General features: G+C 72.6%; 21 protein-coding genes and 1 pseudogene. 6 read left to right on the top strand and 16 right to left on the bottom strand.

Translation table 11 applies throughout. The annotated features are described in order from the left end of the window. Positions 1-69 precede the first annotated feature (69 nt). The 3 genes from ACN27D_RS14430 to ACN27D_RS14420 all read left to right on the top strand — a co-directional run bounded on the left by ACN27D_RS14430 (position 70) and on the right by ACN27D_RS14420 (position 4,933). Complete coding sequence (locus ACN27D_RS14430; protein ID WP_421499288.1) at positions 70-1,557, top strand: 3' terminal RNA ribose 2'-O-methyltransferase Hen1; 1,488 nt, start codon at positions 70-72, stop codon at positions 1,555-1,557. After that, positions 1,554-4,070, top strand: coding sequence for a polynucleotide kinase-phosphatase (locus ACN27D_RS14425; protein WP_421499287.1), 2,517 nt, complete (start codon positions 1,554-1,556; stop codon positions 4,068-4,070). Before ACN27D_RS14430 ends, ACN27D_RS14425 begins: the two co-directional genes overlap by 4 nt. Before the next feature lie 80 nt (positions 4,071-4,150). Next, positions 4,151-4,933 (top strand): DedA family protein, encoded by a 783-nt coding sequence (locus tag ACN27D_RS14420; protein ID WP_393156960.1) that lies wholly within the window; start codon positions 4,151-4,153, stop codon positions 4,931-4,933. Positions 4,934-5,106: 173 nt separating this feature from the next. On the opposite strand, the gene ACN27D_RS14415 is transcribed toward ACN27D_RS14420, so the two are convergent. The 14 genes and pseudogenes from ACN27D_RS14415 to clpB form a co-directional block, all read right to left on the bottom strand. Beyond that, positions 5,107-5,484 carry an ArsR/SmtB family transcription factor gene (locus ACN27D_RS14415; protein WP_007454255.1) on the bottom strand — a complete coding sequence of 126 codons (378 nt, stop codon included), beginning with the start codon at positions 5,482-5,484 and terminating at the stop codon, positions 5,107-5,109. A 57-nt stretch (positions 5,485-5,541) separates the two neighbouring features. Continuing rightward, positions 5,542-6,081 carry an orotate phosphoribosyltransferase gene (gene pyrE, locus ACN27D_RS14410; RefSeq protein WP_091413808.1) on the bottom strand — a complete coding sequence of 180 codons (540 nt, stop codon included), beginning with the start codon at positions 6,079-6,081 and terminating at the stop codon, positions 5,542-5,544. Positions 6,082-6,235: 154 nt separating this feature from the next. Further along, entirely contained in the window at positions 6,236-7,045 is an 810-nt protein-coding gene (locus ACN27D_RS14405; RefSeq protein ID WP_421499286.1) for an SDR family NAD(P)-dependent oxidoreductase, read from the bottom strand. Between the two features lie 161 nt (positions 7,046-7,206). Then, positions 7,207-7,854, bottom strand: a pseudogene (locus ACN27D_RS14400) (hypothetical protein); the annotation flags it as partial. 72 nt (positions 7,855-7,926) lie between these two features. Further along, a complete protein-coding gene (locus ACN27D_RS14395) occupies positions 7,927-8,703 on the bottom strand; it encodes a hypothetical protein (protein ID WP_421499285.1) in 777 nt (258 codons plus the stop codon). Positions 8,704-8,770: 67 nt separating this feature from the next. Next, complete coding sequence (locus ACN27D_RS14390; protein ID WP_199733234.1) at positions 8,771-9,769, bottom strand: hypothetical protein; 999 nt, start codon at positions 9,767-9,769, stop codon at positions 8,771-8,773. Between the two features lie 64 nt (positions 9,770-9,833). Then, a complete protein-coding gene (locus tag ACN27D_RS14385; protein WP_358170752.1) occupies positions 9,834-11,402 on the bottom strand; it encodes a polyamine aminopropyltransferase in 1,569 nt (522 codons plus the stop codon). Beyond that, positions 11,399-12,172, bottom strand: coding sequence for a hypothetical protein (locus ACN27D_RS14380; RefSeq protein ID WP_350814373.1), 774 nt, complete (start codon positions 12,170-12,172; stop codon positions 11,399-11,401). The genes ACN27D_RS14385 and ACN27D_RS14380 overlap by 4 nt, the downstream gene beginning before the upstream one ends. Next, a complete protein-coding gene (locus ACN27D_RS14375) occupies positions 12,172-12,594 on the bottom strand; it encodes a DUF350 domain-containing protein (RefSeq protein ID WP_030269725.1) in 423 nt (140 codons plus the stop codon). Before ACN27D_RS14375 ends, ACN27D_RS14380 begins: the two co-directional genes overlap by 1 nt. A gap of 31 nt (positions 12,595-12,625) precedes the next feature. After that, entirely contained in the window at positions 12,626-13,051 is a 426-nt protein-coding gene (locus tag ACN27D_RS14370) for a DUF4247 domain-containing protein (protein ID WP_421499284.1), read from the bottom strand. Next, on the bottom strand, positions 13,048-13,542 hold the full coding sequence (locus ACN27D_RS14365) for a DUF2617 family protein (protein ID WP_120572373.1): 495 nt from the start codon (positions 13,540-13,542) through the stop codon (positions 13,048-13,050). Before ACN27D_RS14365 ends, ACN27D_RS14370 begins: the two co-directional genes overlap by 4 nt. A 1-nt stretch (position 13,543) precedes the next feature. Next, complete coding sequence (locus tag ACN27D_RS14360) at positions 13,544-14,182, bottom strand: DUF4178 domain-containing protein (RefSeq protein WP_302904760.1); 639 nt, start codon at positions 14,180-14,182, stop codon at positions 13,544-13,546. An 85-nt stretch (positions 14,183-14,267) separates the two neighbouring features. Then, positions 14,268-14,645: a hypothetical protein gene (locus ACN27D_RS14355; protein ID WP_174532844.1), complete on the bottom strand. Its 378-nt coding sequence runs from the start codon at positions 14,643-14,645 to the stop codon at positions 14,268-14,270. 264 nt (positions 14,646-14,909) lie between these two features. Further along, positions 14,910-17,501, bottom strand: coding sequence for an ATP-dependent chaperone ClpB (clpB, locus tag ACN27D_RS14350; protein WP_350814376.1), 2,592 nt, complete (start codon positions 17,499-17,501; stop codon positions 14,910-14,912). A gap of 316 nt (positions 17,502-17,817) precedes the next feature. Between clpB and ACN27D_RS14345 the strand changes: the two genes are divergently transcribed. The 3 genes from ACN27D_RS14345 (at position 17,818) to ACN27D_RS14335 (ending at position 20,136) form a co-directional block, all read left to right on the top strand. After that, complete coding sequence (locus tag ACN27D_RS14345) at positions 17,818-18,318, top strand: cation:proton antiporter regulatory subunit (RefSeq protein ID WP_091416018.1); 501 nt, start codon at positions 17,818-17,820, stop codon at positions 18,316-18,318. A gap of 5 nt (positions 18,319-18,323) precedes the next feature. Further along, positions 18,324-19,541, top strand: a complete 1,218-nt coding sequence (locus ACN27D_RS14340) for a cation:proton antiporter (protein ID WP_421499283.1) — start codon at positions 18,324-18,326, stop codon at positions 19,539-19,541. A 166-nt stretch (positions 19,542-19,707) separates the two neighbouring features. Beyond that, on the top strand, positions 19,708-20,136 hold the full coding sequence (locus ACN27D_RS14335; RefSeq protein ID WP_013473407.1) for a hypothetical protein: 429 nt from the start codon (positions 19,708-19,710) through the stop codon (positions 20,134-20,136). 53 nt (positions 20,137-20,189) lie between these two features. Here ACN27D_RS14335 and ACN27D_RS14330 read toward each other — a convergent pair whose 3' ends face one another. Next, the gene (locus ACN27D_RS14330; protein WP_013283368.1) at positions 20,190-20,396 is read right to left on the bottom strand and encodes a hypothetical protein; all 207 of its coding nucleotides are present in this window, start codon (positions 20,394-20,396) and stop codon (positions 20,190-20,192) included. A 176-nt stretch (positions 20,397-20,572) separates the two neighbouring features. Next, positions 20,573-21,013, bottom strand: a complete 441-nt coding sequence (locus ACN27D_RS14325) for a heat shock protein transcriptional repressor HspR (protein WP_091413778.1) — start codon at positions 21,011-21,013, stop codon at positions 20,573-20,575. Between the last annotated feature and the right edge of the window lie 11 nt (positions 21,014-21,024).

The raw sequence follows: 21,024 nt of genomic DNA, 5'->3' as shown, positions 1-21,024 counted from the left end.
CGGTCACCGCGGGCGGTTCGGCCGGAAACCCCCGCGACAGGAACCAGGCGATCACGAGATCATCGATGGGTGCTGCTGACCCTGACCACGACCCATCGCCCGGCGACCGACCTCGGACACCTCCTGGTGAAGCATCCGGACCGCGTGCAGAGCTTCGACCTGCCCGCCGGTGCCGCGCATGTGTTCTACCCGGAGGCGGACGAGGCGCGCTGCACCGCGGCGCTGCTGGTCGAGGTCGATCCGCTCAAGCTGGGCGGCGGCCGGAAGAACCGGGCGCCGGAGGGATTCGCGCTCGGGCAGTACGTCAACGACCGCCCGTACGCGGCGTCGAGCCTGCTCTCGTCGGCGCTGGCGAAGGTGTTCCGCTCCGCCCTGCGGGGCGAGTCGCGCGACCGTCCCGAGCTGGCCGCGAGCGCGATCCCGCTGGCCGTACGGGTGCCGGTGCTGCGCTGCCGGGGCGGCGCCGACCTGGCGGTACGGATCTTCGGGCCGCTGGGCTGGACCGTGACGGCCACCCCGATCCCGCTCGACGAGACGTACCCGGAGTGGGGTGACAGCCGCTACGTCGACCTGACGCTGACCGGCACGCTGCGGCTCGCGGACGCCCTCAACCACCTGTACGTGCTGCTGCCTGTGCTCGACGACGCCAAGCACTACTGGGTGGCGCCGGACGAGGTGGACAAGCTGCTGCGCGCCGGCGCCGGATGGCTGGCCGGTCACCCGGAGCGGGGCCTGATCACGCGCCGCTACCTGGCGCACCGCCGCGCGCTCGCGGGCGAGGCGATGGCCCGGCTGACCGAGCTGCGGCTGGCCGACGAGCCGCCCGCCGACGACAGCATCGAGCCCGCCACCGGAGAAGTCGCGGCGGTGGAGGACGTCCGCCGCGCCTCGCTTGCGGTACGGCGGCGGGAGGCGGTGCTCGCCGCGCTGCGGGTCAGCGGCGCGAGCCGGGTGCTGGACCTGGGTTGCGGTGGCGGCGCGCTGCTCACCGCGCTCGTCGCCGACCGGCGGTTCACCGAGGTGGTGGGCGTCGACGTGTCGGACCGGTCGCTCGGCCTGGCCGCCCGGCGGCTGCGCCTGGACCGTCTGCCGGAGCGGCAGCGGGACCGGATCCGGCTGTGGCAGTCCGCGCTGACCTACCGGGACGACCGGCTCCGGGGGTACGACGCGGCGGTGCTGATGGAGGTCGTCGAGCACCTCGACCCGCCGCGCCTGCCGGCGTTGGAGGACGCCGTGTTCGGTCACGCCCGGCCCGGCACGGTGGTGGTGACCACGCCGAACGTCGAGTACAACGTGCGCTACGAGGGGCTGGGGCCGGACCGGTTCCGGCACGCGGACCACCGGTTCGAGTGGACCCGGGCGGAGTTCGCCGCCTGGGTGGACCGGGTGGCGGCGGCGCACGGCTACACGGCGGTGCTCGGCGGCGTCGGCGACGACGACCCGGAGGTGGGCACGCCGACCCAGATGGCGGTGCTCACCCGCGACGACCGCTCCGGCCAGCGCGACAACAACGACAGCACCGACAGCACCGACCGGAAGGAGGCGACGAACCGATGACCGTCCTGGACATCCCCGAGCTGGCACTGGTGGCGCTCGTCGGCGTCTCCGGCTCCGGCAAGTCCACGTTCGCCCGGCGGCACTTCGCGCCCAGCCAGGTGCTCTCCTCGGACACGTTCCGCGGCCTGGTGGCCGACGACGAGAACGACCAGTCAGCGTCCGCCGACGCGTTCGACGCGCTGCACCACGTCGCCGCCATCCGGCTGCGGCGGGGACTGCTGACTGTGGTCGACGCGACCAACCTCCAGCCGCACGCCCGCGCCGGGCTGATCCGGGTGGCCCGGGAGCACGACGTGCTGCCGGTGGCGATCGTGCTGGACGTGCCGGAGACGGTGGCCTGGGAGCGTACGGAGGCGCGCGCCGACCGGACGCACGGCCGGCAGGTGCTCAACCGGATGCGCCGCGACCTGCGGCAGTCGTACGGACGGCTGGCCCGTGAGGGCTTCCGCAAGGTGCACGTGCTGCGCGGGGTGGAGGAGATCGACGCCGCGGAGGTCCGCTACGAGAAGCTGTTCAACGACCGGCGGGAGCTGACCGGCCCGTTCGACGTGGTCGGGGACGTGCACGGCTGCCGGACCGAGCTGGAGGCGCTTCTGTCCCGGCTCGGCTACGTGCTGCGGCACGACGACGCGGGCCGCCCGGTGGACGCGGCGCACCCGTCGGGGCGTACCGCGGTGTTCGTCGGTGACCTGGTGGACCGCGGCCCGGACTCGCCCGGCGTGCTGCGCCTGGTGATGGGCATGGTGGCGGCCGGCCACGCGATCTGCGTGCCGGGCAACCACGAGCAGAAGCTGCTGCGCAAGCTGCGCGGCCGGGACGTCCGGCTGACCCACGGCCTGGCCGAGACGATGGAGCAGCTCGCCGCCGAGCCGCCGGAGTTCGTCGCCGGGGTGGAGACGTTCATCGACGGCCTGGTCAGCCACTACGTGCTCGACGGCGGGCGGCTGGTGGTGGCGCACGCCGGTCTGAAGGAGGCGTACCAGGGGCGGGCGTCCGGCCGGGTGCGGTCGTTCGCGCTCTACGGCGAGACCACCGGCGAAACCGACGAGTACGGCCTGCCGGTGCGCTACCCGTGGGCGCGGGACTACCGGGGTTCGGCGATGGTCGTGTACGGGCACACGCCGACGCCCGAGCCGGAGTGGGTGAACAACACCATCTGCCTGGACACCGGTTGCGTGTTCGGCGGGCAGCTCACCGCGCTGCGCTACCCGGAGAAGGAGCTGGTGGCCGTTCCGGCGGTGAAGGAGTGGTACGCCCCGGCCCGTCCGCTGTTCCCGGTCGCGCCCGCGCGTCCGGACACCGTGCTGGACCTGGCGGACGTGACCGGGCGGCGGCACCTCACCCACGCGTACGGGTCGCTGACCGTGCCGGCCGAGAACGCCGCCGCCGCGCTGGAGGTGATGAGCCGCTTCGCGGTCGATCCGGGCCGGCTGGTGTGGCTGCCGCCGACCATGGCGCCCTGCTCGACGTCGACAGTGGACGGGTTCCTGGAGCACCCGGCCGAGGCGTTCGCCGACTACCGCGCGGCCGGCGTCGACCGGGTGGTCTGCGAGGAGAAGCACATGGGCTCGCGGGCGGTGGTGCTCGTGGAGCGGGAGCCGGGCCGCTTCGGCGGCGGCGTGGTGCACACCCGTACCGGAAGGCCGTTCTTCGGCCCGCCGCTCGACGACGAGCTGCTGGCCCGGGTGAGCGCGGCGGTCACCGCCGCCGGCCTCTGGGCCGAGCTGGACACCGACTGGCTGCTGCTCGACGCCGAGCTGCTGCCCTGGTCGGCGAAGGCGGGCGGGCTGATCCGCGAGCAGTACGCCGGGGTCGGCGCGGCCGGGCGGGCCGCCCTGCCGGCGGTGCTCGCCGCGCTGGACACCGCCGCCGGGCGCGGGCTGCCGGTGGACGCGCTGCGCGACCGGATGGCCGGGCGGGCCGCCGAGGTCACCGCCTACTCGGCGGCCTACCGGGCGTACGTCCGGCCGACCGACGGGCTGCGCGGGGTGACGCTGGCGCCGTTCGCGGTGCTGGCCGGGGCCGGGGTGAGCTACGCCGACCGCGACCACGGCTGGCACCTGGCACTGGCCGACCGGCTCTGCGCCGCCGACCCGGAGTTCTTCACCCCGACCCGGCGGCGGGTGGTGGACCTGGCCGACGAGTCGGCGGTGGCCGACGCCACGCAGTGGTGGCTGACGCTCACCGCGGCCGGCGGCGAGGGCATGGTGGTCAAGCCGTACGCGGGCCTGGCCGCCCGGTCGCCGAAGGGCTCGCTGCTCCAGCCGGGGATCAAGTGCCGGGGGCGGGAGTACCTGCGGATCATCTACGGTCCCGGGTACACCGAAGCGGCGCAGCTCGCCGCGTTGCGCCGCCGTTCGCTGGGACGCAAGCGCGGGCTCGCCCTGCGGGAGCACGGCCTGGGCCTGGCCGCCCTGGACGCGCTGGCCGAGGACGCTCCGCTCTGGCGCCGCCACGAGCTGGTGTTCGCGATCCTCGCCTGCGAGTCCGAGCCGGTCGACCCCCGCCTCTGACGAGGACGCCCGGTCCGGCCGAAATGCCGGACCGGGCCGGGGTACCCTGTGTGGCCGTGGACACAGCAGAGAAGACCCGGATGTTCTCCGAGAGCGTGGCGCTGAACCCGCTCGATCCGAAGGACCTCATCCACACCTTCGGCATGATCGGCGTCTGGGTGATCCTCTTCGCCGAGACCGGGTTGCTCGTCGGCTTCTTCTTCCCCGGCGACTCGCTGCTGTTCCTGGCCGGGGTGGCCGCCTCCCCGGTGGCCGACGCCATCTTCGGCGACGGCACCCGCCTGTCCCTGGCCGGGCTGATGATCGGCGGTCCGCTCTGCGCGATCGCCGGCGCCCAGCTCGGGCACTGGCTCGGCGCCCGGTACGGCCGACGGATGTTCGAGAAGCCCAACTCCCGGCTGTTCAAGCGGGAGTACGTGGAGAAGGCGGAGTACTACTTCCAGAAGTTCGGCCCGGCGAAGGCCGTGGTGCTGGCCCGGTTCATCCCGATCGTGCGGACGTTCCTCAACCCGGTGGCCGGGGTGCTCGGCATGTCGGCCCGCCAGTTCTTCGTGTGGAACGTGGTGGGCGCGATCCTCTGGGTGGACGGCATCCTGCTGATCGGCTACCTGCTGGCCCGCCAGATCTACGACGCCATCGGCGACAAGATCGACAGGTACATCCTGCCGGTGGTCGCGCTGATCATCGTGATCTCGGTGCTGCCGATCTTCTTCGAGTTCCTCCGCGACCGGCGGGCGCGCAAGCGCGGCGAGGCGGTCGCCGTCATCACCGCGGCGACGGTGGCCGGCACTGTGGAGGCAGCCCGGGAGGGCATCGAGGAGCACCGGCCCGGGCACGGAGACGGCGGGCAGCACCGCCGCTGAGCGCGTACGGACGCCGAAGGCCGGCCCTCGGACGAGGACCGGCCTTCGACATCACTGATCTCGCCGGGTCACACGGACGACGACAGCCGTCACCGTGCGCTGATGGCGCCACCCCTCGCACGCCACCGGTCACCCGGTCGGAACGACCCTCGCTCGGGCCGGCCCGAAAGGTTTCAGCGAGCCTTCTTGGTGGCCCGCTTCCGCGGCGGGGTGAGCAGATCCGCGATCGTGGCGATCGCGGACGGCACCAGCCGGTAGTACGCCCAGACCCCGCGCTTCTCCCGCTCCAGCAAGCCGGCCTCGGTGAGGATTCGCAGGTGGTGGCTGACCGTCGGCTGCGAGAGGCCGAGCGGCGCGGTGAGGTCACACACGCACGCCTCCCCCTCGGGAGCCGACTGGATCAGGCTGAGCAGCCGCAGCCGGGCGGGGTCAGCGAGGGCCTTGAGGACCCCCGCAAGCCGCTCGGCGTCGGCGCGTTCGATCGGCTCGCCGGCAAGCGGCGAGATCTGAGGCATGGTCATTTCAGCCAACGCAGTTCCCACGTATTCCATCCTTCCACCAGCAGCATCGATCCGCCTGCATATCAGCAGATCCGAATCGGCAAACTTTTACGCCACAAGGCCGAGGTCAGCCAACGTATAGGCCGCCCGATAGGGCAATCCGGCGGCTCGCACCGTGTCGCCGGCACCTCGATCAACAATAACCGCCACACCCACCACCTCGGCCCCCGCCTCACGCAATGCTTCGACCGCCGTCAACACACTTCCACCGGTGGTGGAGGTGTCCTCGACCGCGAGCACCCGCCGCCCGGAGACGTCCGGCCCCTCGATCCGGCGTTGGAGACCGTGGGCCTTGCCCTCCTTGCGGACCACGAAGGCGTCGACCGCGCGACCGGTGCCCGCCGAGGCGTGCAGCATGGCGGCGGCCACCGGATCGGCGCCCAGGGTCAGCCCACCGACCGCGTCGTACGCCCAGTCGGCGGTGAGGTCACGCATGACCCGGCCGATCAACGGAGCCGCTTCGTGATGGAGCGTGACGCGACGCAGATCCACGTACCAGTCCGCCTCGCGGCCCGACGAGAGCACCACCCGGCCGTGCACCACAGCTAGGTCAGTGATGAATTTGCGCAGGTCGTCGTGGTCGCCCATGGCCCAAGAGCGTACTTCGCAAGTCTGAGCGCCGTGTTTCGGGTCTGCCCTGGTCAACCCTGCGGGCGACGGGCGGGTGGCGAGGAGCGGCTACGCTGTGCGACCGTCCATCCCGGCCGGCCGCCGTACCGGCCCGCGTACGGGTGGTCGCCGGTCAGCCGCCCTGCCGGCCGACCGCACCCCGGCTGTCCCGCCGGAAGCCGCGCAGCAGGCGCTTCGGCGCGTACCGCAGCCCGGCCACCGCCACCTTGTACTTCCAGTCCGGGACACTCACGAACTTACCTTTATGCAGGTCAAGCAGCCCTTCGGCAACCACATCGTCGGCCCGCAGCCAGGCCCAGGCGGGTAGGCGGGACATGTCGATGCCCGCCCGTTCGTGATTTCCGGTTCGGGTGTAGCCGGGGCAGAGCGCCATCACGCGCACGCCGAGCGGCGCGACGGACTGGCCGATCGATTCACTGAAATTCGTCATCCACGCCTTGCTGGCCGAGTACGTGGATCCCGGCATGGGGACACCGAAGCCGGCAACGGAAGAGACATTTATCACTGCCCCGCGGCCTCGCTCGATCATCGGACCGAGGGCGGCATGGGTCAGACGCAGCACCGCGAGCACGTTGAGCCGGACCAGCCGCGCCTCGTCCGCCACCGACGAGCGGACGAACGACGTGTTCAGACTGATGCCGGCGTTGTTGACGAGCAGCTCGATCGGCGTACCGGCGGTGAGCCGTCGTTCGACCGCCGCACATCCGTCCTCGGTGGACAAATCCGCGGCGATCGTCTCGGCGTCGCCGCCGTGCCGGCCGGACAGCTCGGCCGCCAGCGCGTCCAGCCGGGCGGCGTCCCGGGCCACCAGGACGAGGTCCCAGCCGTCGGCGGCGAGCCGGCGGGCGAACGCCTCGCCGATGCCCAGGCTGGCGCCGGTGACCAGGGCACGGCGCCGGGAGGGGTCGGTGTCACCTGTCATCGGCGGTCCTCGGGAGGCGGCGGGAACCCACCCGGCGGCGGCGCGGGCGGTGCGGACGGGGGCGGTGCGGACGGGGGCGGTGCGGGCCGCTCGTACGGCGACGGACCGGAGACGGGCGGCGCGGAGGCCGGTGGGGCGGAGGCGGGCGGGTTCAGGCCGGGCGGCGGTCCCCAGGGCGTCGGACCGGGGGCGGTCGCGCCGGACACGGTCGAGCCGTAGCCGGACAGCCGCAGCGGCGCGGTGCGGCGGCGCAGGAACGCGCCGGACGACGGCAGCGCGAGCAGCACGGCGACCACCAGGTAGCCGAGGATCTGCGCCACCGACACCGTCGCGTTCACCGGGATCCACCACGACGGGTAGGCGTCCCCGACGAGCCCCAGCAGGTCGGCGGTGATCCGGTCGTCCGCGCCGAGCCGCAGCGGGGCGGCTCGCTGGCCGACCAGCACCGCCAGCCCGCAGCAACCGCAGAGCAGGCCCGTCCCGGCGACCACCCAGGTCGCCGTGCGGGCGCCGGAACGACCGGCGAGCAGGCCGAGTGCGAGCCCGACGAGCAGCAGCGCGGCGAGCACACCGAGCACGGCGGCCAGCACTGTGGAGCCGCGCAGCAGGCCGGCCACCTGGTCGATGTCGCCACCGCTCGCGCCGGTCCGTTCCGCCGCCGCGTCCCGGAACCGGTCCACCGTGCCACCGCCGACGGCCAGGTTGGCCACCGCGTACGCCACGGCGCCGACCGCCATCGCCAGCAGCAGCGCCGCCGCGGCGAGGACAGTGCCCGGCCGGCGGGGTGCGGCCCGATCGGGGTACGACACGACTGATCCCTCCGGTAGGCGTCGGCTTGCAACCTACTCGGAGGGATCGTCGGCGTCGCTGTAATCCGGACGTCAACTTCCGGATGGCGGCTCCGGGTCGCGGCGCTCACCCGGCTGACCGCCGGGCGCGGACGGCGGCTGACCACCCGGCGCGGACGGCGGCTGACCGCCGGGCGTCGACGGCGGCGTGCCGGGAGCCGGCGGGTACGACGGGTACGCCGGATCCCCCGGCTGGCCCGGGTGCGACGGGTACGCCGGGTAGGCGCCACCGGGCACCGGCGGCTCCCAGCCGGCCTTGGGCTTGCGGAAGAACTCGTTCGCCTTCGGCAGCGCCAGCAGGATCAGCGCGGCCAGCAGGGCGAGCAGCGCGACCAGGCCCAGCAGCAGGTTGACCGGGGTGTACCAGGACGGAAGCGCGTCCTCCAGCCGGCGCTGGATCTCCTCCGAGCTGGGCACGTCACCGGTGGTGCCGCCGCCCGTCATGCCGCCGGTGAGACCGGTCAGCAGGCCGCCGCCGGTGCAGCAGAACAGGATGCCGCCCAGCACCCAGGTGGTGATCCGGGAGCCGTTCTTGCCCCGGTTGTTCAACAGCGCGAGGACGACGAGCCCGGCCGCGATCAGCAGCGACACGACCGCCGTGATGATGCTGAACGCGTACGCGATGTCGGCGGCCCCTTCGGCCGAGGTGCCCGCGTACGCGTCGGTGAGAACGTCGCGGATCTTGCCGACGACGCTCAGTGCCACGATCAGGTTCAGCACCTGGATCGCGGCGACGAGGATGAGCAGCCAACTGGAGAGCGACACCACGCCGGGACGCGTGCGGGGCGGGGTGCCCGGAGCATCGACCATGATTCTCCCTTCCTGGATGAGAAGCCCACCGTAGCGATCTTCGACCAGCTCAGCACGCCGGAACGGGTCACCTCTCGGCGGCGCGCCGCAACCGGCGGTGCTCGGCGGTGACCACGCCGAGCAGCGCGAGATCGAGCGCGACCGCGGAGACCGCCCCGAACTGGTTCACCGTGAAGTTGAAGACCTGCCCGAACAGCAGGTCGACCAGCAGCGCCAGCTTGAACAGGCGGAACGCCTCGGTCCGGTTGCGGCGCAGCAGCCAGGCGGCCCACAGGCCGAGCACGGCGGTGATCAGCGCGGTGGCGCTGACACCGAGCACTGCGCCCCACTCCCGTTCCTGGTCCAGCTTCCCGGTCACGCCGTCGACGAACACCGCCACCACTGTGAGCACCGGCTCCACCACCAGGTAGACCACCACCGGCCAGACCAGCCAGCGGCGTCCGGCCGCCCAGACGGCGAGGCGCCGGGCCCGATCGGCCGCCCGCTGCCAGAGCGGCACCGGCGGCGGTTCCCGATGGGGTACGGCGTCCAGCAGTTGCGCCATCGCCGTCTCGGTGGCCGGCCCGGTGCCCTGCACGAGCCGCAGCACGGCGATGCGACGGCGATCGGTCAGCCCGCCCGGCAGGCCGCTGAGCACCATGTCCAGCGCGTTCGCGGTGCGCTCGGCCGGGGTCAGCCGGGACCGGCCGGTCCGTCCGCGTACCGCCTGGGTGAGCAGGACCAGCAGCGCGAACGCGACGTAGATGATGGCGGCGGCGGGGGCGTAGAAGTAGTCGGTGCCGGTGGTGACGAACTTGCCCACCTCGTCGATGAACAGCCCGAACCCGATGCCGCCGATCACCGCGCCGCCGGTGCGGGCGCCGCCGCCGAGGAAGACGAGCGGGACGCCCAGGCCGACGGCGAGCAGCAGGCCGCCCCAGAGGACGTGTGCGATGTGCAGCCCGCCGCCACCGAGCTGCGGATAGTCGGTGGCCTTCAGGTACGCGCGTACGGCGAGCACGGTGACCACGCCGGAGAGCACGAACGCCTGGAGGTAGGACGCCGCCTCGACCGCCCGGGTCGGCAGCCGGCGGACCAGCCAGCCGATGCCCGGTCGGTGGCGCGGCGATTCGGGTGGCATGTCCCGAAACCTAGTAGCCGCGCCACTCCTCGCGGGCGTAGTCCAGCACCCTGGGCCGCAATAGCGTGGAGGCCGGCACGTCCAGCCGGGCCCGGTCGGCGGGGAACGTGCCGGCGGCGGCCAGCACCTCCGGGGTGAGGAACCGCAGCGGCGGCGGATCGGCCGGCAGCGCCAGCTCCGGCGCGACGTCACCCGGCGCGGCGAGCACGAACCCCCAGTCGCCGAAGCTCGGCACGTCGACGTGGTACGGCACGGTGGCGAAGCCCGCCTCGCGCACCGACCGCTCGATCGACCAGTACGACCGGGGCGCGAAGTAGGGCGACCCGGACTGCACGACGAGCCGCCCGCCGGGGGCCAGCACCGGCCGGACCAGCGTGTAGAACTCGATCGTGTAGAGCTTCGCGGTGGCCGTCTCGTCCGGGTCGGGCAGGTCGGCGATCACCACGTCGAAGCGGTCGGTGGCGGTACGCAGCCAGGCGAACGCGTCCAGGTTGAGCACGCGTACCCGGGGGTCGGTGAGCGACTCCCGGTTCAGCTCACGCAGCTGCGGCTCGCGGCGGGCCAGCTCGACCACTGCCGGGTCGAGGTCGACGAGCGTCACCGAGCGCACGTCCGGGTACTTGAGGATCTCCCGCGCGGCCAGCCCGTCCCCGGCGCCGAGCACCAGCACGTCGCCGTGCGCCCCGCGCATCGCCGGGTGCACGAGCGCCTCGTGGTAGCGGTACTCGTCGATCGAGCTGAACTGCAGGTCGCCGTTGAGGAACAGCCGCAGGTCGGTGTCGGAGTGGCCGGGCTCGCGCACCGAGCGGGTCAGCACGATCTCCTGGTATCGGCTGCGCTCGGCGTGCACCACCGGGTCGCGGTAGAGCTGCTGGCGGGTGGTCACCTCGAAGTCGTGGGCGGTCACCCACGCGTACCCGAGAAGCAGGCCGACCACGACGGTGGCCGCGCCCAGCGCGGCCCGCGCCCGGCGGCTGAGTTCGGCGCGGAACACGGTGAAGACGAGCACCACCCCGGCGACCGCGTTCACCGCGCCCACCACGAGCGCGCCCTTGAGCTGGCCGAAGACCGGGATCAGCAGGAACGGGAAGGCCAGCCCGCCGAGCAGTGCGCCCACGTAGTCGGCGGCGAACAGGTCGGCCACCGCGCTGCCCGCGGACTGCTCCCGGATGCGTTGCAGCATCACCATGAGCAGCGGGATCTCCGCGCCGATCAGCAGGCCGAGCACGAACGCGGTGCCGACGAGCGCCGGGCCGTACAGGTCGAGCCAGGCGAACGCGGCGTAGAGCCCGAGCACTGACAGGCCGCCGAGCAGTGCCAGCGTCAGCTCGATCACCGCGAACGACACCACCGCCCGGGACTGCAACGGCTTCGCCACCAGCGCGCCGACGCCCATCGCGAAGACCATCACGCCGAGCACGATCGACGCCTGACCGACCGTGTCGCCGATCAGGTAGCTGCCGAGCGCGACCAGCGCCAGCTCGTACACCAGGCCGCAGGCCGCGCACACGAAGACCGCGAGCAGGACCGCCGCGCGGGCCAGGCGCCACCGCGGCCGTGCGGCCACGTCGGCGGTCACCGTCTGCTCCGGGTACGTCCGGCGGCTCCCGCCCCGGCGCGCTGCGCGGGCACCCGTACCCGGTGGTTGCGGCGCTGTCGCACGCCCACGGCGAGGAACAGCGCGGCGAGCAGGAACAGGCCGACCGAGCTGAGCACGTAGATCCAGCGGTCCCGCCAGAAGTCGTTGCCGGCGTCCGGCAGCGGGGCGGCGGCTGTCGACGGCGCGGCGGTGGGTGTCGCGGCCGGCTCGGCGAGGCCGCGCTCGGCGGCGAGCAGCGGCAGGATCGTGGCGGCCCGGGTGACGGCCCAGCCCGGGTCGTCGACGAACGCGTCCTCGTCCAGCCCGAACCGGCCCAGCCGGGTCTCGATCGCGGCGAGGTCGGCGAAGTCGATGTCGTCCGAGCCCTTGATCCGGATCGTGGCGGAGTCCTCCGACTCGCTGCTCGACGAGGTGTACCTGACGTTGGCGGAGACCGCGAGCCAGCGCGTGCAGCCGGGCGCGTCGACGACTGTGGTGCCGTCGCCGAGGTTGGAGCCGACGCTCACCTCGTCGTACACGTCGAGCAGTTCCCAGCCGTAGCAGATGCCCTGGCTGTCGGCGGCGGCGCGGAGGATCGGCACGGTGCCGGAGCGCTCGTCGGCCGCCGGCGCGGGGACGGAGGTGTCCGAGTCGCCGCTGAACGCGCCGATGGCGCAGACGACCACCACGACTCCCACGACCACGGACCAGATCACCGTCTGGGTGCGCTTGTCCTTCCCCACCTGGTGCTTGGCGGGCTTGCCGCTCATCAGATGATCGCGGCCGCGATGATCGCACCGGTGGCGAGGTGCACGGTGGCGGAGACCCACACCGCCGGGTGCGGCTCCGGGTCCACGAGCAGCTCACCGAGCTTGCCCGGGGTGGCCACGTCGAGCAGCACGAACGCCGCCGCCATGATCACCAGGCCGAGGATCCCGTACGCGGCGGCGCCGACCAGTCCCAGCGTGAAGTCGTCGTCGCTGGCCACGATCGCGGCGACCACGATCGTGCCCACCCCGAGCAGGTTGGACGAGAGCAGCAGCGCCGCGTTGCGGTTGCGCTCGGTCCAGATCAGCTCGTGGAGCTTGCCGGGGGTGGCCAGGTCGACCAGGACGTAGCCGATCGCCATCAGGACGACGCCGACCGCGCCGTAGGCCAGGGTGACCAGCAGGTCGGTGACGAGATGCTGCACAGGAGACTCCAGGGTGAGGGGGTCGGAGGGGCTACTTGCCGGAACCGGGGCCGCCGCCCCGGACCGTGCTGCCTCGGCCCCAGCCCCAGCTGTTGCCGACGACGCTGTGGTACCGGGGGTAGGCGGTGGTCATCTTCTCCAGCAGGATCACCGAGCCGATGGCGAGCGGGAGGATGACCACCGAGTCGTCGTCGTAGCGCAGGTAGACGCCGCTGCCGTCGACGTACTGGTCGGCCGGCTTCCAGGCGTCGGTGATCTGCTTGGACACGTCGCTCGGCGCCTTGTTCGAGGTGTACGCGATCGCGTTCGAGCCGATGTCCCGCCCGGTGGCGCGGGAGAAGTTGTCCTCCACGTAGCCCCGGGGCGAGAAGTTGCCGTAGAAGATCGTGAAGGCGGCGATGAGCGCGCCGATGACGGCGACCGCCACGCCCACCACGAACCACCGTCGGTACGTCACAGCTCCTCCACCACGGTCTCGGTCAGGACCAGCTCGTTTGTCTGCGGGTAGGCGTGCCAGGTGCGCCAGGCGAGCGCGCCGTCCGGCGGGCCGGGCCGGACGGAGAGCGCGGTGACCGCGTCCTCGTCGCCGGGGAAGACCCCGATCAGCGCGTACGGGTCCTCGGCCAGCTCGGCGCGCAGCGCCGCGACCCGGGTGCGCAGGCCGTCGCCCTCCGGCCGGAGCACTGTGGCGAGGAACCGGTAGCCGGCCGTCTCGTCGTGCAGCGTGCCGGGCAGGTGCGGCGGGCGGCCGGGCAGGCAGGCGACCGTCTCGGTGAGCGTGCCGAGCACGACCTGGTGGGAGGCGCCGAGCAGGCGCAGCCGCAGCCGGGGCAGGCCGGGCAGGTCGATGTCGCGTACGGCGAGCGCCGGCAGTTCCGGGCCGCCCAGGGCCAGGCTCAGGTCGGCGGCGCTGGTGTCCACGTAGGGCGCGTCCAGACAGACGAGCACGTCAGCGCACCGTGTCCGGGCCGCCCTGCGGGTAGATCATCACCTCGGCGCGGCGCAGCTCCTCGCCGAGGTTGACCTCCCAGCCGGCCTCCCCGTACGCCTCGAACGACAGCCGCGCGCCGCCGGGCGCCTGGTAGTCGTAGTAGCGCATGGTGCCGCTCGGGTCGAGGCCGGTGCCCTCGGTCGCGGTGTACCGGGCCTGGCCCGACTCGTCCCAGTTGTAGCGGCGGCCGGCGATCTCCAGCGTCGGGGCGCCCGGCGTGACGGTGGCCCCCGGCTCGCTGGTCCAGAGCACCATCTCCAGGTCCGGGTCGGTCTCCACGGAGAGCCAGCGCTTCACGCCGCCCGCGTCGTCGAGCAGATGCTCCGCCCAGCTCCACCCGCCCTCGACGAGGTGCACCGAGCCGCGCACGGTGTAGGGCACCGTGCGGATCTCGACGATGTCGCCGGGCTTGAGCGCGCGCGGGTCACCACGCAGCGCGTCGGCGTCCCGGTCCCGGAACGGGTCACCCGGCGCCGCCTTCGTCTTCGGGCGCGACGCCGATCGGGACTTCCGTACCGCGATGACGGCGATCACCACACCGGCCACCCCCACCAGGCACCCCAGCGTGGTCACCACGTACGCCAACGAACCGTTCACGACCGCCTCCCCCAACCTGCTCGGCGGGAACGGTAACAACCGCACGCACGCCTGATGAAGTCCTGTTCGCTGAGTGTGCGCTCAGTTACCGTGCGCCGCCGGCGAGCCGCTCGGCGGCGTATTCGCCCAGCGTGGCGCGACCCATGAGGCAGCCGGAGAACGTGGTGAACTCGCCGTCGTCGCCGCGCAGCCGCGCCCAGGCGTCCCGCCCGGCGGCCGGGTCGACGGCTTCCAGCAGCGTCGCCGCGTACGCCCGGCCGGCCGGCGAACCCTTGCGGAGCAACCTGTCGACGCGCTTACGGGCCGCCTCCGGGTGCTCCCGCAGCGCTTGCTCCAGCGTCCGGTACGCCTCGGTCGCGGGCAGGATCTGCCCCGCCAGCCCCACCCCGCCGAAGGCGAGGGTGTCCGCACCGTCGAGTTCCCGCACGGCCGCGTCCAGTTCCCGTTCCCAGCTCCCGCTCATGCCTCACTATGTGCCCACCCCGCCAACCCCTCACCCCTGCCGCCCGCCCCGGCTCTCCCCTCGGCTCTCCCCTCGGTTCCCCCCTCGGCTCTCCCCGTTGATCAAGGAGTTTGTGTCCCCGCCGGCGCCTCCACAGGACACAAACTCCTTGATCAACGCAGGTGGAGGTTGAGGCGAGCCCGGCGGGTGGGGCGGCAGCAGGCGGAGTGCGGTGGGACGGCGAAGGCCCGGCCGGAGGCCGGGCCTTCGCAAGGGTGGTGCGGGTCAGGCGGCGGTCACCGCCAGGGACTCCTTGGAGTCGGACAGGTCGACGCGAACCGTGTCGCCGTCGCGGATCTCGCCGGCCAGCAGCGCCTTCGCGAGCTGGTCGCCGATCGCCGACTGCACCAGCCGGCGCAGTGGCCGGGCGCCGTAGATCGGGTCGTACCCGTGCTCGGCCAGCCAGGTGCGTGCGGAGTCGCTGACGTCCAGTGCCAACCGGCGGTCCGCAAGACGGGTTCGCATCCGGTCGAGCTGGATGTCCACGATCGACCGCAGGTCCTCGCCCTGGAGCGCGGCGAACACCACGATGTCGTCGAGCCGGTTGAGGAACTCCGGCTTGAAGTGCGACCGGACCACCGCGAGCACACCCTCCCGGCGCTCGTTCTCGGTGAGCGTCAGGTCGCTGATCACCGACGAACCCAGGTTCGAGGTGAGGATCAGGATCGCGTTGCGGAAGTCCACGGTGCGGCCCTGACCGTCGGTGAGCCGGCCGTCGTCGAGCACCTGGAGCAGCACGTCGAAGACGTCCGGGTGGGCCTTCTCCACCTCGTCCAGCAGGATCACCGAGTACGGGCGGCGGCGTACCGCCTCGGTGAGCTGGCCGCCCTCCTCGTAGCCGACGTACCCGGGCGGGGCGCCGACCAGGCGGGCCACCGAGTGCTTCTCGCCGTACTCGCTCATGTCGATGCGGACCATGGCCCGCTCGTCGTCGAAGAGGAACTCGGCGAGCGCCTTGGCCAGCTCGGTCTTGCCGACGCCGGTCGGGCCGAGGAACAGGAAGCTGCCGGTCGGGCGGTCCGGGTCGGCGACGCCGGCCCGGGCGCGGCGGACCGCGTCGGACACCGCGCCGACCGCCTCGGCCTGACCGACGACGCGGCCGCGCAGCGACTCCTCCATCCGGAGCAGCTTGGCCGTCTCGCCTTCGAGCAGCCGCCCGGCGGGGATGCCGGTCCAGGAGGCGACCACAGCGGCGATGTCGTCCGCGCCGACCTCCTCCTTGAGCATCGCGCCGTCCGCCTGGAGCCGGGCCAGTTCCTCCTCGGCCTGCTTCAACTCGGTCCGCAGCGCGGGGATCCGGCCGTACCGCAGCTCGGCGGCGCGTTCCAGCTCGCCGTCGCGCTCGGCCCGCTCGGCCTCGCCGCCGAGGCGCTCCAGCTCCTCCTTGGCGGTGGAGAGCTTGGTGATGTGGCTCTTCTCGGTCTGCCAGCGCTCGGAGAGCGCGGTGAGCTGCTCGCGCTTGTCGGCCAGCTCCTTGCGCAGCCGCTCCAGACGCTCGGCGGACGCGGCGTCCGGCTCCTTGGCCAGCGCCATCTCCTCGATCTCCAGCCGGCGTACCGCCCGCTCGATCTCGTCCACCTCGACCGGGCGCGAGTCGATCTCCATGCGCAGCCGGGACGCGGACTCGTCGACCAGGTCGATCGCCTTGTCCGGCAGGAACCGGTCGGTGATGTACCGGTCGGAGAGCGCGGCGGCGGCGACCAGCGCGGCGTCGGTGATCCGTACGCCGTGGTGCACCTCGTAGCGCTCCTTGAGCCCGCGCAGGATGCCGATGGTGTCCTCGATGGTCGGCTCGCCGACCAGCACCGGCTGGAAGCGGCGCTCCAGGGCCGGGTCCTTCTCGATGTGCTCGCGGTACTCGTCGAGCGTGGTCGCGCCGACCATCCGCAGCTCGCCGCGCGCCAGCATCGGCTTGAGCATGTTGCCGGCGTCCATCGAGCCCTCGCCCTTGCCGGCGCCGACCACGGTGTGCAGCTCGTCGAGGAACGTGATGACCTGGCCGTCGGAGTTCTTGATCTCCTCCAGCACGGACTTCAGCCGCTCCTCGAACTGACCGCGGTACGACGCGCCGGCCACCATCGCACCGAGGTCGAGCGAGACCAGCTTCTTGTCCCGCAGCGACTCCGGCACGTCGCCGGCCACGATCCGCTGGGCCAGGCCCTCCACGATCGCGGTCTTGCCGACGCCCGGTTCGCCGATCAGGACCGGGTTGTTCTTCGTACGCCGGGACAGCACCTGGATCACCCGGCGGATCTCCGAGTCCCGGCCGATCACCGGGTCGATCTTGCCGTCGCGGGCGCTGGCGGTGAGGTCGACGCCGTACTTGGACAGGGCCTGGTAGGTCTGCTCCGGGTCGGCGGTGGTGACCCGGCGGTCCCCGCCGCGGACGGTCGGGAACGCGGCGACCAGGTTCTCCTCGGTGGCGCCGGAGTTCTTCAGCGCGACCGAGACGGCGCCGCCGACCCGGGCCAGCCCGGCCAGCAGGTGCTCGGTGGAGGTGTACTCGTCGCCCAGCGGCCGCGCGATCTGTTCGGCGGCGCCGATGGCGTTGACGAACTCGCGGGCCAGCGTCGGCTCGGCGATGCTCGACCCGCGCGCGGCGGGCAGCGCGTCGACCGAGCGCTGGGCGACGCGGCGCAGCTCGGCGGGGTCGGCCCCGACGGCGCGCAGCAGGCCCGCGGCGGTCGAGCCCTCGGTGTCCAGCAGTGACAGCAGCAGGTGCCAGGGCTCCACGGTGGCGTGACCGCGCTGGTTCGCCAGCGCGACGGCACCGGTGATGGCCTCGCGGCTCTTGGTGGTGAGACGTTCCGTGTTCATGGGCTCCCCCGGATCGGCGTGTCCACTGGACATGACACAACCAGAGTTGAGTCTATTCCGCTCAACTCCACCCCTGTGACCTGAGTCACCGTCCTCCGGCCCGGCCGGAGAGATCTTGGTACGAAACGGCCCCTCCAAGGGCCGTTTCGTACCAAGATCTCAGCGACGCGGTAGACGCGGCCGAAGGTCTGGTCGAGGGACATCAGGGCAAGGGCACCTATGTCACCGCTCGCGACGACGCCCCCTGATCCCGCACCACCGGGCGCCCGATCCACCCCGGACGCGGCAGGTGCGCGCCCGGAGTAGCCTCACCCGCGTGCGAGTACGTGTCGAACAGACCGCCCTGCCCGGGATCGGCGTACGTCATGATCTGATGACGGAGTCCGGCCGCCGGCTCGGCGTGGTCTCCCACCGCAATGGCCGTCGCGACCTGGTCCTCTACGACCCGGACGATCCCGACTCCTGCCAACACGACATACCCCTGACCGACGACGAGGCGGAGGCGCTGGCCGACATCCTCGGCGCGTCGCTGATGCTGGGTCAGCTCTCCGGGCTGCGCGAGCAGGCCGCCGGGCTGCTGACCGAGCAGATCGCCATCCCGGCGGGGTCGAAGTACGTCGGCAAGCGGCTCGCGGACACCAAGGCACGCACCCGGACCAGCGCGTCCATCGTGGCCGTGCTGCGTCAGGGCGCCGTGAACGTCTCGCCCGATCCCACCTTCCGGTTCGAGGCCGGCGATGTGGTCGTCGTGGTCGGTACCCGTCAGGGGCTCGACGGCGTGACCGCGATCCTCGCCGAGACCGATCCGGACGGCTGACGCGTATGCACGAAACCACAATCCTGCTCATCGAGGTCGGTGCGCTGCTGCTCCTGCTCGGCCTGCTCGGCCGGCTGAGCCGTCGCTTCGGCGTGTCGCCCATCCCGCTGTACCTGCTCGCCGGCCTGGCGTTCGGGCACGGCGGGCTGCTGCCGCTCAACGCCAGCGAGGAGTTCTTCGCCGTCGGCGCGGAGATCGGCGTGATCCTGCTGCTGGTCATGCTCGGCCTGGAATACAGCGCCAACGAACTGGTGGGCAACCTCCGGTCAGCCGCGCCGGCCGGCGTGATCGACGCGGTGTTCAACGCGCTGCCCGGGTTCGCCTTCGCGCTCCTGCTCGGCTGGGGCTGGGTGGCGGCGGTGGTGCTCGCGGGCGTGACCTGGGTGTCGTCGTCCGGCGTGATCGCCAAGGTGCTCGGCGACCTGGGCCGGGTCGGTAACCGGGAGACCCCGGTGATCCTCTCCGTCCTGGTGATCGAGGACCTGGCGATGGCCCTCTATCTGCCGCTGGTCACCGCGCTGCTCGCCGGGGTCGGCCTGATGAAGGGTGGCATCGCGCTCGCCATCGCGGTGTTCACCGTCGTCGTGGTGCTGGCCGTGGCCATCCGGTACGGCCACCTGATCTCCGCCGCGCTCTCCGCCAAGGATCCGGAGGCACTCCTGCTCGGGGTGCTCGGCCTGACCCTGCTGGTCGCCGGTGTCGCGGCCAAGCTCCAGGTGTCCGCGGCGGTCGGTGCGTTCCTGGTGGGTATCGCGCTGTCCGGGCCGGTGGCGCACCACGCGACCGAGCTGCTCTCCCCGCTGCGTGACCTGTTCGCCGCGGTCTTCTTCGTGTTCTTCGGGCTGGTGACCAACCCGCTGGACATGCCGCCGGTACTGCTGCCCGCGCTGCTGCTGGCAGTGGTGACCATGGCGACGAAGGTGGCCACCGGCTACCTGGCCGCCCGCCGGGCCGGGATCGCCGAGCCCGGCCGCTGGCGGGCCGGCCTGGCGCTGACCCCGCGCGGCGAGTTCTCCATCGTCATCGCCGGGCTGGCCGTCGCGGCCATCTACCCGGTGGAGCCGAAGCTCGCCGCGCTCGCCACCGCGTACGTGTTGATCACGGTGGTGACCGGGCCGCTGCTCGCCCGGCTGCCCGACACCCCGTGGTTCAAGCAGTGGCTGCGCAGCCGCGCCGCCGCCGCACGGCCGCCCGCGCCGCTGCCCCTGGCCGCCGGCGACTGACCCGGTGCCGGGCCGGATCAGCCGTGGGGCAGATCCGGCCCGGCGTTGTCAAATTGATCCCGGGAAGGTCTACCCCTGCTCCGTCCAACCGCGTTAACGTTTCGGCCCAGCAGCCAGGGTCCGCGGGTGGCCTGCGCCCCCGCCAGCGCAAGCGGAAGGTCGGCCGGTGAGCGTGCAGGAAGAGACGTTCCGCGGCTTCGCCAATCCGGTCGATCCCTCGCCCGCCGAGCTTCGGGCGTGGGCCTATCAACCGGATTCGGTGCCGCTGACCTCGATGCCGCCCGACTGGGACCTGCTGGTCGCCGGTGACCACCTGGTGCAGACGTTGTTCGATCTGGCGATGGACCAGGGCTGCCCGGCGCGGCGGTTCACGCTGCACTGCCTCTACATCTACGCCGCCGACGGCATCCGGACGAACTTCCGCGCCCACCCCAAGCGCCGGTTCCGCAAGCTGGTCGAGCAGGCCGAGAAGTCCGGCGACGACCTGATGCGCAACTGGGCGCACAACAGCCGGGTGCTGCTCGCCCGGCCGGATCTCTTCGTCTACCGGGACTGGTGCGAGGGCGGCCTGGTCCGCGAGAACCGCCGCCTCTGACGGCGAACGGGCCGGGATCCCCCGTGGATCCCGGCCCGCACGTCGGCGGATCGTCAGGTCGACCCGCCCTGCTTCTTGCGCCGCTCGTCGTCCCGCGCCCGGTCCACGCCGTGGTCCGTCTGGTCGGCGAAGCGCCCTTCCTTGACCTTGTCGCTGAAGCGTCCCTCGGTGACCCGGTCGAACCGCTCGCGGACGTTCTCGGCCACCTTCTCCAGCCGTTCCTCCGCGCGCTCGGCCACCTTCTTCGCCGGTTCCGTCATGACTCCCCCCGCCAGCCCGGAATCCGCTTTGGGGCTTTTGCCCCTGCGGAAAAGCGTAGTTGACCCCACCCTGCCGTACGCCGCTTTCCCCTGACCCGGCCCGCGAACCGCCCGGGGGACGACGAAGGCCGGCGCGGCCCCGGGGGAGCGGGGCGCGCCGGCCTTCAGGTACGAGGTCAGCGGTCGGGAGCGCGGCGCGGACGCCAGACGACGAGCGCGGTGGACGTGCGGTTGGTGGGCACGAGGTCGCCACGGGGGAAGCCGCCGAGCGACTCCAGCTCGGCGATCCGCCGGTACGCGGCGTCGAGTTCCGCCTCCAGCCGGGCCACCCGCTGCTGCGCCTCTTCGAGCAGCCGCTCCAGCGCGATGATCCGCTTGACCCCGGCCAGGTTGATCCCGTCGTCCTGGCTGAGCCGCTGCACCTCGCGGAGCAGCACCACGTCCCGGACGCTGTACCGGCGACCGCCACCGGACGCCCGGCCGGCCTGCACCAGGCCCAGCCGGTCGTACTGGCGCAGCGTCTGGGGGTGCATCCCCGCCATCCGCGCGGCCACCGAGATCATCAAGACCTTGGCCTCGTAGGCCGGGTCACCCGAGCCGACGTACTCCTCCGACATGCCCGCTCACC

It is taken from the genome of Micromonospora sp. WMMD1274, assembly GCF_049179035.1.
Classification (GTDB): Bacteria; Actinomycetota; Actinomycetes; order Mycobacteriales; family Micromonosporaceae; genus Micromonospora; species Micromonospora tulbaghiae.
This window is presented reverse-complemented; position numbering and strand designations above follow the sequence as displayed.